The following is a 17222-nucleotide window of genomic DNA, read 5'->3' as shown; positions in this document are numbered from 1 at the left end:
CTCGGCTCGCTCAGGGCAGCAGGTGCAGCGCCTGCGCGCCACCGCGGACCGCGTCGACCACCAGGCGGCGATCGAAGCTGGCCAGGCGCCCGCCCATCTGGACGGCGAGCGCCAGCAGATAGGTATCGGTGACCTGGCCCGAGGTCAGCAGCCGATCATGCGCGACGTGCTGCGCGTCGAGCAGGCTCAGCGCATCGGACCAGAACCGGTGCCCGGGATGCGCGCACAGGCCAGCCAAGACCTGCGCCGCCTCGACGACCGAGTCGGCCGGGTTCGAATAGCGCGGATTGGACAGGATCCGCAGCGCACCGTTTTGGGTGATCGGGCAGGAAGCCCAGCCTTGCGCGCCTTCACGTGCGAACCAGTCGTGGGCGCGGTCGTGGTGCGAGTGGAGGGGGTCGAGCAACGCCAGCAGCACGTTGACGTCGAGCAGATGGACGGGCGCACCCGGCGGCCAGCCGGGCGCGCGCTCCGCCACCCGATAGCGGGCCCCTGTCATGGGGCCTCGTCGCGCAGCCGGTTCACCAGCTCGAGCGTCGCCCGCTCCACGCCAGGCCGGGCCGGAAGCAGTGGAATCCCGTTGCGATAACGCGGCGGTGGCGTGGCGGGCGTCAGGCCCTTGCGGACCAAGTCGGAGACCACCTCACCGAGGCTGCGGCCCTGTGCTTGCGCCAACGCGCGGGCCGCGGCGAGCACATCGTCGTCGAGCGAAAGGGTCGTGCGCATGGTCGGCGCTCCAGAACGGACTGTATCAAGCATCGCGCATCACGCATCATTCTGCAAATCGGGCGCGTCGAGCGCGTCGCCGGGTCCCGCGTCGTCATCGGGAGCGTGCGGCGCGACTACTGGCCGTTGTGGCCGCCGGCGCGTGCCTGCGCATAGCGGGCCCAGCTCGCGTCGACCGTCTCGCCCGTCAGCGCGGCCCAGGTGTCCGGGGTGTAGGCGCCCGCTCGAAGCGCGGCATCGAGCTTGCGCACCAGGCCAGGGTGCGCCGTATCGGCCCATTTGAGGAACGCGCCGCTGACCCGGTAGCCGGTGTCGTACCGGTGGTCGTCGGCGACGGCTTCGGGCAGGGCCCAGCCACTGGCGGCGTTGTCGAGGCCGTAGCGGTCGCGGGCGTAATCGGCGATCCCCTCGGTCAGCCACACCGGCGCACCGTCGCCGTAGCCGGGATAGGCCTGGACGATGTGCATGGCCTCGTGGGTCACCAGGTCGACATCGCCAGGGCGCTCGACGAGCCAGGCCGGATTGATGGTCATCGTCGCGCGGCCCTTGTTGTCGACGAAGGCGACGCCGTCGTAGTCGGGGTCGATGATGATGTCGACAGCGTCGGCCGCTGCGGGATTGAAGTCCGCACGCTGGCGCGCGTAGGTCGAGAAGAACGTGTCGACGATGCGTTCGCGCATGCCGGTATCGAGCGCATCGGCAGCGTCGCGGTAGACAAGTGTCACGCCGTCGCGCTCGATCGTGGTCTCCGTCGCCGCCGCCGTGGTGAGCGGCAGCAGGCACAGCAGCGGAAGCAGACGGGCAAGGCGGGTCATCGGTGGGTCTCCAGCGGGACGGGGTTAAAGGGGGCGAGCAGTTCGAGTTCCGCCAACTGCAGGCGGCCGGGTGCCGAGAAGCGCACGCGATAGGTGTCGAAGTCGCCCGGCGTGTCGATGCGGAACGGGCGCGTCTGGCGCGCCCACTCGAAGGTCTGCGCCCGGCGGGTATCGATCGTGCGCCACGGGCCGTTGCCGCGACGTCCTTCGAGCGTCCAGTCGGCGTCCCGGATCGTGCGTTCGCCCGAGGTCAGCGTGTAGAAGTGCGCGCGGCCGGGCTGCGGCAGCGCGATTTCAACCGCGGTGTCGTCGCCACGCAGCCAAAGGCCGCTGGCGGCAGCGTCGTCGATCAGAACCGCTGCCTCGTCGCCGGCCACCGTGGCGCGCGCGCCCGCGACCGCCAAGTCGGCCAGCGTCGTCGGCGCCTGGCCATCGGGCGTCAGCGAGGGCGGCGCGTCTTCCGGCCGGCTGCCCCAGGTCGAGGGCTCGGGCCCCATGCGGAATTCCAGCGTGGCGCCGGCCGCGATGACCTCATGCGGGATCCACGTGCGATGCCAGGGCCGACCGTTGACGGTTAGCGATTGCACGTAGACATGGTCCGGGGCGTTGTTGATCGCGCGGACCTCCAGCGTCCGGCCTTCGCCCAGTTGCACGCGGGCGCGGTCGAACAGCGGCGAACCGATCACATACTCGGGCGCGCCCATGCGCAGTGGGTACAGGCCGAGCGAGGCGAACAGATACCAGGCCGACATCTCGCCGTTGTCCTCGTCTCCCGGATAGCCCTGGCCGATCTCGCTGCCCAGATACAGCCGCGCCAGCACCTCGCGCACAATGCGCTGGGTCTTCCACGGTTGCCCGGCATAGAGATACATCCACGGGATGTGGTGCGCCGGCTGGTTGCTGTGCGCATACATGCCCAGGCGCACGTCGCGTGCCTCGGTCATCTCGTGGATCACGCCGCCGTAGGAACCGACCAAGGTCGGGTCCGCGGTCTCTGGCGTGGCGAAGAACGCATCGAGCTTGGCCGCAAGCGCTTCGCGGCCGCCGTAGAGGGCGGCCAGGCCATTGCCGTCATGCGGCGCGGTGAACGCGAATGTCCAGCCGTTGGATTCGGTGTAGTCGTGGCCCCAGACGCGCGGGTCGTACTGCGCCGATGGCACGCGCCAAGCACCGCCGGCATCGCGGCCCTGGAAGAACCCGGCCTGCCGGTCGAACAGGTGCGCATAGGCGGCCGCGCGGTAGCGGAAGTACGCGGCCTCCTCGTCGTAGCGGCGGCGGGCCTGCGGCGTATCGGCGCGCTCGGCCAGTGCCTGCGCCATGCCGGCAATGCCGAAGTCGTTGAGCGCCCCCTCCATCGTCCACGACATGCCCTCGGGCACGCGGGTGTCGACGTAGCCGCGGAAGGTCGCCTCGGCCATGCCCTTGCGGCCGACGTGCCGGCTGGGCGGGACCACGGTCGCATTCTTGAGCGCGGCCTCGTAGGCCAGCACCGGATCGAAGTCTGTCACGCCCTTGCGCCAGGCATCGGCGAAGGCGACATCGGTGCTGGTGCCGACCATCAGGTCGGCGTAGCCGGGCGAGGACCAGCGTGCCAGCCAGCCGCCGGCGCGGTACTGCTCGAGAAAGCCATCGACGAGCGCGCCGGCGTTGTCGGAGGCAAACAGCGCGTAGGCCGGCCACGCGGTGCGGAAGGTGTCCCACAGCCCGTTGTTGATCACGATACGGCCGTCGCGCACCGGGGCGAAGGTGCGCTGCGCGTTGCCCTCGGCATTGTCGTCGGCGCTGCTCATCTGGCTGGCATAGCGCCAGTCGGGCTGCGTCGCGTTGCCGGCATTCTCTGCGCCGCTGTTGGGATACAGGAACAATCGATACAGATTGGAGTAGAGCGTCGTGCGCTGGTCGTCGCTGGCGCCTTCGACCTCGAAGCGGCCCAGCAACGCGTCCCATCGGGCCCGGGCGCGCTCCGATACGCTGGCGACGGTGTCGCCCTCGTCCATTTCCAATGCGAGGTTGTGCCAGGCCTGTTCGACCGAGATCAGCGAGGTCGCGACGTACATGCGCACGGTGTGCGCGCCGTCGACGTCGAACTTGACGTAGCCAGTCGGTCGGCCGGTGTCGAGGGCGCCGCTGGCACGCCAGGGCGTATCGAAGCGGGCGACCACGAACATGCGCGTCGCGCCGGTGGACAGGCCGCTGCGCACATCGGTGTAGCCGATCAGTGTCCCGGTCGCGGCATCGAGTTGCAGCCCGCCACGCGCATCGACGTTGTCGAAGAGCAGATTCGCATCGCCGTCGCCGGGAAAGGCGAACTCGAACACCGCCGCATGGTCGGTCGGTGCCAGGGCCGCCTCGATGCCGTTGTCGAAGCGCACCTGATACAGGTGCGGCCGTGCGATCTCGGTCTTGCGGTCGAACGCCAGCGCACGCGCTTGGCGGTCCGCTTCGGGCACGCCGCGATCGCGCGAGGGCATGAACTGGAAGGTCTGGCGGTCGCCCATCCAGGGGCTGGTCTGGTGGCTGAGCGCCAGCGCCTGCAGTCGCGGCCGGTTGGCCGCGTCGTTCTGCTCGTTCCAGCGATAGAGCCAGTTCAGCACGCCCGCATCGGTCACCGGCGTCCAGAAATTGAAGCCGTGCGGGACCGCGGTTGCCGGGAAGTTGTTGCCGCGCGAGAACCGGCCGTTGGACTGGGTGCCGCGCGTGGTCAACACCCAGTCGCTGGGATGCGCCCGCGTCTGTTGCGACACCTGCGACAGCGCGATGTCGTCGATCCAGCCACGTGCGACAGCGCCGCCAGGCGGTTGCACGTCGAGCTCGATCGCGACCACGCGCCGGCCGCGCAATCCGGTCACATCGCCCAGGCGCACCGCCTTGCGTGCCCACTGCTGCGGATACAGCGACTTCGATGCGCCCTGTGCACCGGCGCCGACCCGGACACCGTGCTGGTCGCGCGCATCGCGGGCCGACAACCGGCTGCCGTCGTCGAACAGCAGATCCAGCGAGACCCACGTCGATGCGTCCGTATTGCCGTCGACGATCTCCGGCAGCACCAGCCACGACAGTTCGGTGTCGGACGCGACGGCGACATCCACATCGAACAGCCGCTGACGACCAGGTGCGGCGGCCTCGTAGCGTAATGCCCGCAGGCCGCTGTAGCCGGCGCCCGCCCGTGCGGCATAAGGGGCTTCGGGACCGTCGCCCACGCGCACCGCGAGCGCGCCGGTCGCCTCCGTCGTGGGTCGGGGATCTCCGGTTTCGAACGAGCTGGCGAAGCCCGAGGCATCTTGCGCCTGCGTGGGGAGCACGAAGGCGGCGGCAAGCGCGCACGCCAGCAGCGTGCGCGTCGAAAGATGTCGGGTCATGCCGCGGGGTTCCGATTGCGGGTGCGAGGACGCGCCGTGCCGGCGCGTTGTCCGTCAGGCGCATGCGTGTAGGTCAGCGAACTGGCGCGCTCGACCAGATGCACCGGCGCGATCGTCGTGCGTCGCGGTGCATCGGGTGCGCGCCCGCGCTCGAGCACGATGTCCACCGCCTGGCGTCCGAGCGCGCGTGGGCCGGTGGCCAGTGTCGTCAGCGTCGGCACCTGGGCACAGGCCTCGGGCGTATCGTCGAAGCCAGTGATCGCGAAGTCGCGGCCTGGTGCGATGTTGCGCGCACGCAGGCCCATCATCAGGCCGAATGCCACACCGTCGTTGTAGGCCACCACGGCGGTCGGCGCCGGATCGCGCGCGAACAGCGCCGCGGTCGCCAGGCTCGCCGCGATCCGCGTCGGCGGGCACTCGACGATCCACTGCGGTTCGAGCGTGACGCCGGCCTTCGCCAGCGCGGCGCGGTAGCCGTCGGTGCGCTGGCGGAACGAACTCGATGTGCGGCTGCCGCCAAAGAACGCGATGCGCCGGTGGCCCTGGGCCAGCAGGTGCTCGGTCGCGAGGCGCGCACCGGTCGCGTTGTCGGCACCCAGATAGTCCCAGTCGCCGTCGGCAACCTCGCGGTTGAACAACAGCAAAGGCGTGTGCAGGCCGACGACGGGGCGCAGGTCGTCGGCGCGCGTGCCATCGGCGGGCGTCAGGATGACGCCGGCAGGGCCATGCTCGATCAGCGATGCCAGCACCGCGCGTTGGCGCTCGACCGACTCGCCGCTGCTGCCCAGCAACATCACGCAGCCGGCGCCAGCCAGTGCCTCGTCCACGCCAGCGGCAAACTCCGCGACGAAGGGGTTCGACAGGTCATTGACAACCAAGGCGACGCTGGTAGAGATCTTCCGGCGCAGATTCGCCGCGCTGCGGTTGTAGACATAGCCCTGGCGGCGGATCTCGGCTTCGACGCGTTGTCGGGTCTGGGCTGCGACCACCGGACTGCCACTGAGGACCAAGGAGACAGTCGCCGGCGACACGCCACAGGCGCGTGCGATGTCGGCCAGGGTCACCCGTCGACGCGTTTCGGATCGGGTCATGGCTGGATCGTTTTAAGAGGTGCATCGATCCTGCAGAAAATCCCTGCGCTTGGCAAACCGCATTGCAACAAGCGCTTGAAAACAGGCTTTGCCCGAGCGTGTGGTGTCACTGTCGCTTGCCGCTCTCGCGTGCCTCGAATCGCGAACATGCTTGCCGCAGTGCAGCGTGACACTGGTATTTGAAACGATTAAATCGATCGCCAGGGCGCTGCCGAGGGGGCGGCATCGTCCGGCCAAGCGTTCGCTGCGAGTGTCTTCCGGCGGCGAAGGCATTGCGACATGTGAACGATCCGGCACTGCGGTGCCACGACACGCCGGCGCGCACGCCGCGCGTGCCTCACGTCCTGATGGGAGAGATCAGATGCGCAGCCGTCCCTTGTCGATGTTGATCGCCGTGGCCCTGGTGTCGGGCACCGTGTCCGCACAGACACCTGCACCGTCGCCTACCGAGCCACCGGACGACGCCCGGCCCACAGGCCAACCCACCGACATCGATGCGATCCGGGTCACCGGATCGCTGATTCCACGGGCGCAGATCGAAGGGCCGTCGCCGGTCACCACGATCACCGCCGAGCAGATGGAGCAGCAGGGATTCACCAATCTGTTCGATGCTTTGCGCGCGCTGCCGCAGTCCAGTGGGCCCGTCCAGGACGCGCAAAGCACTGGCACCTACACGCCCGGCGCCAAGACCGTGAGCCTGTTCGGCCTGTCGCCGAGTTACACGCTCACGCTGATCAACGGCCGGCCCGTCAACAGCTACCCACTGGGCTACAACGGCAATACCAGCATTGTCGATATCGCCAACATCCCGATGGGCATGGTCGAGCGGGTCGATGTGCTGACTGGCGGGCAATCGTCGGTCTACGGCTCGGCGGCGATTGCCGGCGTGGTCAACATCGTGCTCAAGGACCGCATCGAGAGCGTGCATGCGCGCTATCGCGTCGGCGGCTACAGCGACGGCGGTGGCGAGAATCACCGGTTGCAGTTCAGCGCCGGCCATGCGTTCGCGGGCTGGGACATCAGCTACGGCTTGCAGTACGAAACGCAGAAGCCGATCTATGCCTTCGAGCGCGATGCCACCGACAGCGCGGCCGACAATCCGACCGGCCCGGTCGATCCGGCGCGCACGTTCCTGCGCCAGGATCTGACCGCCGGTGCGACGGGCTACATCGATCCCGGCGCGGCGACCTGCGCGCCGCTGTCGTATCTGTATGGCGGCAGTACCGAGTACGCGCTGCGCGACATCGACGGGGGCGGCCGCTACTGCGGCAGTCTGCGCAATGTCGGCACGGCTTCGCTGCTCAGCGAATCGGAGAGTGCCAGCGGCAGTCTGTTCCTGCGCCGTGCGCTTGGCGAGCATGCCGAGTTCTATACCGATGTATTGCTCAGCTACAGCCGGCCGACGTACACCGGCGGCAGCCCGTCGTGGAACCAGAGCTTCTACAACCAGACCACTGGTCGCTACGAGCAGTGGCAACGCATCTTCGCGCCCGAGGAAGTGGGCCTGCATGCCAAGGACCAGCGCGTCTACACCCGTAGCTACAACGTCGCGGCCGGCGTGCGCGGCACACTGGGCGACAGCGGCTTCGATTACGACGTGTATCTCAACCGTTCGGGCACCGGGGCCATCCGCAAGGCCACGGATTTCCTCGCGCGCAACGGCGTCGATGACCATTACCTGGGGCCGAAGCTGGGTGTGGACGCGGCCGGATATCCGATTTACGCCCCCGACGAGGCGACCCTGTACCGGCCGATCACGCCCGAGCAGTACGACGCCTGGAGCGCGATCAATCGCGCCAAGTCCACCGCCTGGAACCAAGGCGGCACGGCGCTGCTCACCCATGCCGAGCTGTTCACATTGCCCGCCGGCCCGGTGGGCTTCGCGGCGATCGTACAGGGGCAACGCGAGCGCTTCTCCAATCGTTCGCAATCGGCCGATGCGCGCGACCTGTTCCGCAATGCCGGTGGTGGCACGATCGCCCGTGGCGAGCGCGACCTCTACGCGGCCGGCGTCGAGTTCCAGGTGCCGGTGACCGGAAACTTCGACATCAACCTGTCGGGGCGCTACGACAAGTACGCGCTCGATGGCGGCGGCAACGGCAAGCCCACCTGGAAGGCCGGCCTGGAGTTCCGCCCGCTGGACAACCTGCTGCTGCGCGGCAGCTACGCCACCGCGTTCCGTTCGCCGGACATGTTCTACCTCTACGCATCGGAGACCAGCGGGTTCACCACCACCACCGACTATTACCGCTGCCGGCAGGCGGGCTATGGCGTCGACGACTACGAGGCCTGCCCGCAGGCCGACCAGTCCACCCGGCATCTGGGGCAGGGCAACCGTGACCTGCGCGACATCACCGCGCGGACGTTCACCTACGGCGTGGTGTGGTCGACGCCGGGCAACGCGCTGACGATGTCGCTCGACTACAACGCGATCGAGATCGAGGACGAGGTCGAACTTTTGGGCATCGCCGATATCCTGGAGCTGGAGGCCAACTGCCGGCTGGGCGTGTCGGAGAACGGGCAGACCCGCTATGACATCGATTCGCCGACCTGTCGCGACGTGATCGCCCAGGTCCAGCGGCGCCTGGACAGCGATCCGGTCGATCCCAACGGGGTCGCCGAAGTCCGTACCTATCCGATCAATCTCGCGCGCCAGCGCCAGACCGGCGTGCAGGCGGCGGCCCGCTATCGCTGGACGGCCGGCAACGTCGGCGACTTCGATATCGACCTGGGCTACTACCGCACGCTCAGCCACGACCGCCAGCCGCAGGCCGACGATCCGGTCGAGGATCTGCTGTGCTGCGCCAACTCCAACGAGCTGCAGCACCGCACCACCGCCAGCGTCGCCTGGAACCGCGGCCCGCTCGCCGCGACGTTGTGGGGCGTGCGCAATGCGCGCAGTTGGAACGCGGCCGGCCGCGCCCGCGACATCGGCCCGTGGACGACCTTCAACGGCAGTGTCTCTTACCGCTTCGGCGAGCGTTACGGCGTGCTGTTCTCGGTCAACAACATCGCCAACCGCAAGCCGCCGGTGGACCGTACCAATGGCAACTGGCCGTTCTACGACCGTGGGCTCTACAACGCCCTGGGGCGTTCGCTGCAGATGGAATGGTCGATGGATCTCTAGTGCGCGATGGCGGCGGCGCGGGGGCCCTACAATGGGCCATGGCCGATATCCTCGAACTCCATCGCGGCACCGCGCCGCTGCTGGTCAGCCTGCCGCATGACGGCACCCGGCTGCCCGACGACATCGCACAGCGCCTCACCCCCGAGGCCCGGGCCGTGCCGGATACCGACTGGCACGTGTCCCGGCTGTACGCCTTCGCGCGCGCGCTCGGTGCCTCGATCCTCGTGCCGCGCTACTCGCGCTACGTGATCGACCTCAACCGACCGGAGGACGACACGTCGCTGTATCCGGGGCAGAACACCACTGGGCTGTGTCCGCAGGTGCGCTTCGACGGCGGGCCGGTCTATCTCGACGGAGCCGCGCCGGACGCGGACGAGATCGCGGCGCGGGTCGACCGTTACTGGCGGCCCTACCATGCCGCCTTGCGCGACGAACTCGCCCGCCTGCGCGCCCGCCATCGGCGGGTGGTGCTGTGGGAGGGCCACTCGATCCGCGGCGTCTTGCCGTTCCTGTTCGACGGGCGCCTGCCCGATCTCAACCTCGGTACCGCTGCCGGCACCAGCTGCAGCCTGGCGCTTGAAGCGCGGATCTCCGGCTTGCTCGAAGGCCAGTCGGACTACGAATGGGTCGCCAACGGCCGCTTCCGCGGCGGTTACATCACCCGGCACTACGCCGCGCCCGACGACGGCATCGAGGCGGTCCAGTTGGAGATCAGCCAGCGCTGCTACATGGACGAGACCAGCTTCGGCTGGGACGCGGCGCGTGCCGCGGCGCTGCAGCCGCTCCTGCAGCGCTTGCTTCGGACCGCGATCGCCCACGCACAGGGCAGTCGGACCGGCTGACACTTGGCGGAATCGTGACGTCGAAGGCGGCATGCTGCCCGCCATGAGCCGACCCGATGTCCTGCGCCCCCACCGGCCGATGCTGTGGCTGGTCGCGGCGGCGGTGTTCATGCAGATGCTGGACACCACGATCGTCAACACCGCGCTGCCGGCCATGGCCGCCAGTCTCGACCAGTCGCCGCTGCGGATGCAGGCGGTGGTGGTGGCCTATGCGCTGACGGTCGCGGTGCTGATCCCGGCCTCGGGCTGGCTGGCCGACCGCTTCGGCACCCGGCGTGTGTTCCTGGTCGCGATCGTCGTCTTCACCTTGGGCTCGCTGGCCTGTGCGCTGTCGCAGACGCTGCATGCGCTGGTGGCCTCGCGGGTGCTGCAGGGGGTGGGCGGCGCCATGCTGCTGCCGATCGGCCGGCTCGCGGTACTGCGTGCGGTGCCGCGGACCGAGTTCCTCGCCGCGATGACCTTCGTCACCGTGCCAGGCCTGATCGGGCCGTTGATCGGGCCTTCGCTCGGTGGCTGGCTGGTCGAGGTCGCAAGCTGGCACTGGATCTTCCTGATCAACCTGCCGTTGGGCGTGGCCGGCGCGCTGGCCACGCTCCGGCTGATGCCCGACCTGCGCGCGTCGGTGTCGCGCTTCGATCTGCTTGGCTACGGCCTGCTGGCCTTCGGCATGGCGGCGGTATCGCTGTCGGTCGACGCGTTGTCGGGACACGCCGCCCGTGGCCCGGCGCTGGTCGTGCTCCTGGTCGCCGGCTTCGGCGCATTGGTCGCCTATTGGCTGCACGCTGCCCGCGCCCCGGCGCCGTTGTTCCCGCTGTCGCTGTTCCGGGTGCGGACTTTCAGTGTCGGCGTGCTCGGCAATCTGTTCGCGCGGCTGGGCAGCGGCGGCATGCCGTATCTGATCCCGTTGCTGCTGCAGGTCGGTCTGGGCGTGCCGCCGGCGCGCGCGGGCATGATGATGATCCCCGTCGCGGTCGCGGGCATGTTCTCCAAGCGCATCGTGGTGCCGCTGGTGCAGCGCTTCGGCTACCGCAAGGTGCTGGTGATCAACACCTTGTTGACCGGGCTGGCGATGGCGAGCTTCGCGCTGGTGCATCCGGGCCAGCCGCTGTGGCTGCAGATCGTCCAGCTTGCGTGCTTCGGCGCGGTCAACTCGCTGCAGTTCACCGCGATGAACACCTTGACGCTGCGCGACCTCGACGGCGAGCACGCCAGTGCCGGCAACAGCCTGCTGTCGATGGTGATGATGCTGGCGATGAGCCTCGGGGTCGCGACCGCCGGCGGCCTGCTGGCCGCTTTCGGCGAGTCGGGCGGCGGCGAGCCGGTCATCGCCGCATTCCGCTGGACGTTCATCTGCGTCGGCGCGCTCACGATGGTCTCGGCCGGGATCTTCGCCCAACTCGGCCGCACCCGGCGCATCCCGGAGCAGGCGGTCGGCCAGGCCGATCAGGGCTGAGGCCGCGCCAAAACCAGGGTCAGAGTTGAATTTCCAAAATCGGGGTCAGAGTCGATTTTTCGTCCAGCCCATCAGTGCGGCAGGGCGGCATGCATCGCGGTCAGACTTCCAAGTCGCCAGACCCCCCTTGGTCTCCAACCGCGCCACGCATCACGTTCCGGTGTGGGATGGCTTGGGACGTCGCCACGGCAGGACGGGATGAATTGCCGTCAAACCTCCAGTGTTGCCAGATCGCCCTTCGTCTCCAGCCACGCCTTCCGATCTCCGGCCCGCTTCTTCGCCAACAACATGTCGATCAGCGAGCGCGTCTCCAGGTCGTCGTCCACGGTCAGTTGCACCAGGCGCCGGGTGTCGGGATGGATCGCCGATTCGCGCAGCTGCGAGGGATTCATCTCGCCCAGGCCCTTGAAGCGGGTGACATTGACCTGCCCCTTGAGCTTTTCGCGCTCGATCTTCTCCAGCAGCAGTCGCTTCTCCTCCTCGTCGAGCGCGTAGAACACCTGCTTGCCGACGTCGACGCGGAACAGCGGCGGCATCGCGACGAACACATGGCCGGCCGCGACCAGTGCCGGGAAATGGCGCAGGAACAGCGCGCTGAGCAGCGTCGCGATGTGTAGGCCGTCGGAGTCGGCGTCGGCCAGGATCACGACCTTGCCGTAGCGCAGCCCGGCGATGTCGTCCTTGCCCGGGTCGCAGCCGATCGCGACCGCGAGGTTGTGCACTTCCTCCGAGCCGAGCACGGTGGTGCTGGCCACTTCCCAGGTGTTGAGGATCTTGCCGCGCAGCGGCAGGATCGCCTGGAAATCCTTGTCGCGCGCCTGCTTGGCGCTGCCGCCGGCCGAGTCGCCCTCGACCAGGAACAGCTCGGTGCGTGAGAGGTCCTGGCTGATGCAATCGGCCAGCTTGCCGGGCAGGGCGGGGCCCTGGGTGACCTTCTTGCGGACGATCTGCTTCTCGGTCTTCAGCCGCGCGCTCGCGCGCTCGATCGCCAATTGCGCGATTCGCTCGCCCAGTTCGACGTGCTGGTTGAGCCACAGCGAGAACGCGTCGTGGGCGGCGCCCTCGACGAAGCCGGCCGCCTGCCGCGACGACAGGCGCTCCTTGGTCTGGCCGCTGAACTGCGGGTCGGTCATCTTCAGCGACAGCACGAACGCGACGCGGTCCCAGACGTCCTCGGGCGCGAGCTTGACCCCGCGCGGCAGCAGGCTGCGGAAATCGCAGAACTCGCGCAGCGCATCGGTGAAGCCGGTACGCAGGCCGTTGACGTGGGTGCCGTGCTGCGCGGTCGGGATCAGGTTGACGTAGCTCTCCTGGACCAGTTCGCCCTCCGGTAGCCACGCGACCGCCCAGTCGACGGTCTCGGTCTCCCGGCCCAGGCCGCCGACGAACAGTTCGGGCGGCAGCAGCTCGCGCCCCTCGAGCGCGCCGCGCAGGTAATCGCGCAGACCGTCCTCGTAGTACCACTCATCGCGCTCGCCGCTGGCCTCGTCGTACAAGGTGACGCGCAGGCCGGGGCACAGCACTGCCTTGGCGCGCAGCAGGTGGCGCAAGGCACGGACGCTGAACTTCGGCGAGTCGAAGTACTTCGGGTCCGGCCAGAAGCGCACGCGCGTGCCGGTGTTCTTGCGGCCGACGCTGCCGACCACTTCCAGCGGCGTGGCGCGATCGCCATCGCGGAAGGTGATGCGGTGCTCGCTGCCCTCGCGCTTGATATGCACCTCGACCAGCGTCGAGAGCGCATTGACCACGCTGACGCCGACGCCGTGCAGGCCGCCGCTGAAGGTGTAGTTGCGGTTGTTGAACTTGCCGCCCGCGTGCAGCCGCGTGAGAATCAGCTCCACGCCCGGAATCTTCTCCTCGGGATGGATGTCCACCGGCATGCCACGGCCATCGTCGGCGACCTCGCAACTGCCATCGGCGTAGAGCCGCACTTCGATGCCGCGTGCATGCCCGGCCAGCGCTTCGTCGACCGCGTTGTCGATGACCTCCTGCGCCAGATGGTTCGGGCGCGCGGTGTCGGTGTACATGCCCGGGCGGCGTTTGACCGGGTCCAGGCCCGAGAGCACTTCGATGTCGGCGGCGTTGTAGCGGTTGTTCATGCGGTGAGGCTGCGGGGAGGTCGGCGCATGGTAAAGGAATTGCCCAGACGTCGATTCGGACTGCGAAAGACGCGCAAGCGCGCCACGACGCGATGTAAGCGTTTTCGCGTCCGTTAAGCGGGTGTGCAGCCGATGTAAGCGGCCAGTTGTTCAGTTTGAGGCCGGTCGCGCGTGGCTAGGTTGGACCCGTCGCCGCTTCCAACCGGCACGCCGCGCCCCATGGCGCACCCATCATCGAGGTATCGCAACCGGGACCTTTTCCCGCATTGGAGGCTCACCCATGAAGACCCGCACCCTGCTGTTCGCTGTCGCCGCTGTCACCGCCTTCGCCGCCCCTGCCTTCGCGCAGGATGCCCAGGACGTCCAACAGCAGGTCCGCCAGGCAGAGGTCGCGGCGCAGCAGGCCGAACAGGACGCGCAGACCGCCGAGGCCGCCGCCCAGGCCGCCGAGCAGGCGGCCGCCGAGACCTATGCATCCGATGCCATGAACGAGGCGCAGGATGTCGAGGACGAAGCGGGGGATGCAGCGAAGCTCGACACCGAGGCGTCCGAGCGCGCGGCCGACCAGGCTGACGTGCCGGCTTGACCGTCCGGCTCCCGTAGCCAGCCCGCGAACGCCCCGGCAAGCCGGGGCGTTCGTCCATCCGGGCGCCGGTGCCCAGCGCGGCGGCGCCGCAGCCTGTAGAATGGGGCTTTCCAGCGACCGCTGTTCTCATGACGCTCCCCACCAGCTCCATCACTCCGCTCGTATTCGTGACCGGCGGCGTGGTCTCTTCCCTCGGGAAGGGCATCGCCGCAGCGTCCCTGGCCGCCATCCTCGAAGCCCGCGGTCTGCGGGTGACGATGATGAAGCTCGATCCCTACATCAATGTCGATCCGGGCACGATGAGCCCGTTCCAGCACGGCGAGGTCTACGTGACCGACGATGGTGCCGAGACCGACCTGGACCTGGGCCACTACGAGCGGTTCATCAACGTCCGCCTCTCAGGCAAGAACTCGATCACCACCGGCAAGATCTACGAGAGCGTGATCCGCAAGGAGCGCCGCGGCGATTACCTGGGCGCGACGGTGCAGGTGATCCCGCACATCACCGATGCGATCAAGCGCGCGATCGACCAGGCCACCCAGGGCTTCGACGTGGCGCTGGTGGAGATCGGCGGCACCGTCGGCGACATCGAATCGCTGCCGTTCCTGGAGGCGATCCGCCAGATCCGCACCGACCGCGGCAGCGAGAAAGCGGTGTTCATGCACCTGACGCTGGTGCCGTTCATCGCCGCGGCCGGCGAGCTCAAGACCAAGCCCACCCAGCACTCGGTCAAGGAACTGCGCTCGATTGGCATCCAGCCCGACGTGCTGCTGTGCCGCAGCGAGCAGCCGCTGCCCGACGGCGAGCGGCGCAAGATCGCCTCGTTCACCAACGTCTCCGAGAAGGCGGTGATCTCGGCGGTCGACCTGGACAACATCCACAAGATCCCGATGTGGCTGCACGCCCAGGGCTTGGACCAGCTGATCGTCCAGCGCCTGGGCCTGGACGCCAAGGCGGCGCCGACCGCCGATCTGTCGGAGTGGCTGGACGTCGTCGACGCGGTCGAGCGCCCGCTCGATGAGGTCACGATCGCGGTCGTCGGCAAGTACGTCGACCACAAGGACGCCTACAAGTCGGTCGGCGAGGCGCTCAAGCACGGCGGCATCCGCCAGCGCACGCGCGTGAGCCTGAAGTGGATCGAATCGCAGGACATCGAGCGCGACGGCGCGGCCGCGTGGCTGGCCGATGTCGATGGCGTGCTCGTGCCCGGCGGCTTCGGCGATCGCGGTTTCGAAGGCAAGGTGCTGGCATCCGAGTACGCGCGCACCACCGGCCTGCCGTACTTCGGCATCTGCTACGGGATGCAGGCGGCGGTGGTCGACGTGGCGCGCAATCTCGCCGGGCTCGAGGGCGCCAACAGCACCGAGAACGACCGCCAGTCGCCGCACCCGGTGATCGGTCTGATCACCGAGTGGCGTACCCAGTCGGGCGAGGTCGAGCGTCGCAGCGAGACCAGCGATCTGGGCGGCACGATGCGCCTGGGCCTGCAGGAGCAGCGGCTCAAGCCCGGCACCCGCGCCCGCGCGCTGTACGGCAAGGACGTGGTCGGCGAACGCCATCGGCACCGCTACGAGTTCAACAACCGCTACCGCACCCAACTCGAGGATGCGGGCCTGGTGATCTCGGCCAAGTCGATGGACGACCTGCTGGTCGAAATGATCGAACTGCCCGACCATCCGTGGTTCATTGCCTGCCAGGCGCACCCCGAATTCCTGTCCACGCCACGCACCGGCCACCCGCTGTTCATCGGCTTCATCCGCGCCGCGCGCGAGAAGAAGGCCGGCGGCAAGCTGCTCAAGGAAGCGCAGGCGTGAGGCGATCGGCCTTGTTCGCAGTGGTGCTCCCCGCTGCTCTGCTGGTCGGTTGCGCAGATGACGACGTTTCAGATCCTCCCAAGTCGGATCAAGCGGCTGATGTCTCTGCTGCATCGGTCAACGAATCGGCGGCCTCCGTCAGACGCGGCGTGATCAAGGTCGAAGAAGACGGTGTCGTGCGCTGGATCATCGACGAGGCTTCGCAAAAGCCTGTCGAGGTCGCTGGAGAGGGTTTTGAGCGGATGCAAGTCCTGGCGCCGGGTCGCGGTGGATTCAGCTTTGAGGTGCCGGGTTGCCCGCGCCTTGAGTTCGAGAATCCCGGAACTGCGTGCTACGTGTTGATGGCTCCCCCGTTATTGAACGGCGAGCATTGCCCCCTTCGTGAGATCGCCACGATTTCGACGGGCGATTGCTGGCAGTTGGAGGAAAACTGATGAAACTGTGTGGCTTCGACGTCGGTCTCGACCGGCCGTTTTTCCTGATTGCCGGCCCCTGCGTGATCGAGAGCGAGCAATTGCAGCTCGATGTCGCCGGCCAGCTCAAGGAGATCACCGGCGCGCTGGGCATCCCCTTCATTTTCAAGTCCAGCTTCGACAAGGCCAACCGTACCTCCGGTACCAGCTTCCGTGGCCCGGGCATGGAGGAGGGGCTGCGGGTGTTGGCCGAGGTCAAGCGGCAGATCGGCGTGCCGGTGCTCACCGACGTCCACGAATACACGCCCATGGACGAGGTCGCCAGCGTCGTCGACGTGCTGCAGACGCCGGCCTTCCTGGTGCGCCAGACCGATTTCATCAAGAAAGTCTGCAGTGCTGGCAAGCCGGTCAACATCAAGAAGGGCCAGTTCCTCTCGCCGTGGGACATGAAGCCGGTCGTCGAGAAGGCGAAGTCCACCGGCAACGACGCGATCATGGTCTGCGAGCGCGGTGCGAGTTTCGGCTACAACAATCTGGTCTCGGACATGCGCTCGCTCGCCGTGATGCGCGACACCGGCTGCCCGGTCGTGTTCGACGCGACCCATTCGGTGCAGTTGCCCGGCGGGCAGGGCACGTCCAGCGGCGGCCAGCGCGAGTTCGTGCCGGTGCTCGCGCGGGCGGCGGTCGCGGTCGGCGTCGCGGGCGTGTTCATGGAAACCCACCCGCGTCCGGCCGAGGCGCTCAGCGACGGCCCCAATGCCTGGCCGCTGGACCGGATGCGCGCGCTGCTGGAGACCATGCTCGAGCTCGACGCGATCACCAAGCGTCACGGCCTGCTCGAAACCAAACTCTGAGCCGCCTGGCACGGGCTGGGGCGCGATCGGACGGATCCAACGG

At 68.3% G+C, this 17222-nt stretch carries 13 protein-coding genes; 7 read left to right on the top strand and 6 right to left on the bottom strand.

Annotated elements, in window-relative coordinates; all coding sequences use genetic code 11:
- Nucleotides 1-10: 10 nt before the first annotated feature.
- From BEN78_01215 to BEN78_01195, 5 genes are all read right to left on the bottom strand, one after another.
- The gene (locus BEN78_01215) at nt 11-433 is read right to left on the bottom strand and encodes a DNA-binding protein (protein ID ASR44819.1); all 423 of its coding nucleotides are present in this window, start codon (nt 431-433) and stop codon (nt 11-13) included.
- Nucleotides 434-495: 62 nt separating this feature from the next.
- Complete coding sequence (locus BEN78_01210) at nt 496-726, bottom strand: CopG family transcriptional regulator (GenBank protein ID ASR42232.1); 231 nt, start codon at nt 724-726, stop codon at nt 496-498.
- Nucleotides 727-842: 116 nt separating this feature from the next.
- Complete coding sequence (locus BEN78_01205) at nt 843-1541, bottom strand: Basic Secretory protein (protein ASR42231.1); 699 nt, start codon at nt 1539-1541, stop codon at nt 843-845.
- Complete coding sequence (locus BEN78_01200; protein ASR42230.1) at nt 1538-4900, bottom strand: alpha-1 2-mannosidase; 3363 nt, start codon at nt 4898-4900, stop codon at nt 1538-1540. The genes BEN78_01205 and BEN78_01200 overlap by 4 nt, the downstream gene beginning before the upstream one ends.
- Nucleotides 4897-5964: a transcriptional regulator gene (locus tag BEN78_01195; GenBank protein ASR42229.1), complete on the bottom strand. Its 1068-nt coding sequence runs from the start codon at nt 5962-5964 to the stop codon at nt 4897-4899. The genes BEN78_01200 and BEN78_01195 overlap by 4 nt, the downstream gene beginning before the upstream one ends.
- Before the next feature lie 517 nt (nt 5965-6481).
- Here BEN78_01195 and BEN78_01190 point away from each other — a divergent pair.
- From BEN78_01190 to BEN78_01180, 3 genes are read left to right on the top strand one after another with little or no spacing between them, the layout of a single operon-like run.
- A complete protein-coding gene (locus BEN78_01190) occupies nt 6482-9118 on the top strand; it encodes a hypothetical protein (protein ASR44818.1) in 2637 nt (878 codons plus the stop codon).
- Between the two features lie 38 nt (nt 9119-9156).
- Entirely contained in the window at nt 9157-9960 is an 804-nt protein-coding gene (locus tag BEN78_01185) for an N-formylglutamate deformylase (GenBank protein ID ASR42228.1), read from the top strand.
- Nucleotides 9961-10003: 43 nt separating this feature from the next.
- A complete protein-coding gene (locus BEN78_01180; GenBank protein ASR44817.1) occupies nt 10004-11413 on the top strand; it encodes a hypothetical protein in 1410 nt (469 codons plus the stop codon).
- Between the two features lie 209 nt (nt 11414-11622).
- Here the strand turns inward: BEN78_01180 and BEN78_01175 are convergent, their stop codons facing one another.
- The gene (locus BEN78_01175) at nt 11623-13512 is read right to left on the bottom strand and encodes a DNA topoisomerase IV subunit B (GenBank protein ID ASR42227.1); all 1890 of its coding nucleotides are present in this window, start codon (nt 13510-13512) and stop codon (nt 11623-11625) included.
- A gap of 280 nt (nt 13513-13792) precedes the next feature.
- Here BEN78_01175 and BEN78_01170 point away from each other — a divergent pair, with 280 nt between their 5' ends.
- The 4 genes from BEN78_01170 to BEN78_01155 all read left to right on the top strand — a co-directional run bounded on the left by BEN78_01170 (nt 13793) and on the right by BEN78_01155 (nt 17179).
- Nucleotides 13793-14098: a hypothetical protein gene (locus tag BEN78_01170; GenBank protein ASR42226.1), complete on the top strand. Its 306-nt coding sequence runs from the start codon at nt 13793-13795 to the stop codon at nt 14096-14098.
- 149 nt (nt 14099-14247) lie between these two features.
- Complete coding sequence (locus tag BEN78_01165) at nt 14248-15912, top strand: CTP synthase (GenBank protein ASR44816.1); 1665 nt, start codon at nt 14248-14250, stop codon at nt 15910-15912.
- A 149-nt stretch (nt 15913-16061) separates the two neighbouring features.
- Nucleotides 16062-16346, top strand: coding sequence for a hypothetical protein (locus tag BEN78_01160; protein ASR42225.1), 285 nt, complete (start codon nt 16062-16064; stop codon nt 16344-16346).
- Entirely contained in the window at nt 16346-17179 is an 834-nt protein-coding gene (locus BEN78_01155; GenBank protein ID ASR42224.1) for a 3-deoxy-8-phosphooctulonate synthase, read from the top strand. The genes BEN78_01160 and BEN78_01155 overlap by 1 nt, the downstream gene beginning before the upstream one ends.
- Nucleotides 17180-17222: the final 43 nt, after the last annotated feature.

The sequence above is a fragment of the Xanthomonas citri pv. mangiferaeindicae genome (assembly GCA_002240395.1).
Taxonomy (GTDB): domain Bacteria; phylum Pseudomonadota; class Gammaproteobacteria; order Xanthomonadales; family Xanthomonadaceae; genus Luteimonas; species Luteimonas citri_A.
This window is presented reverse-complemented; position numbering and strand designations above follow the sequence as displayed.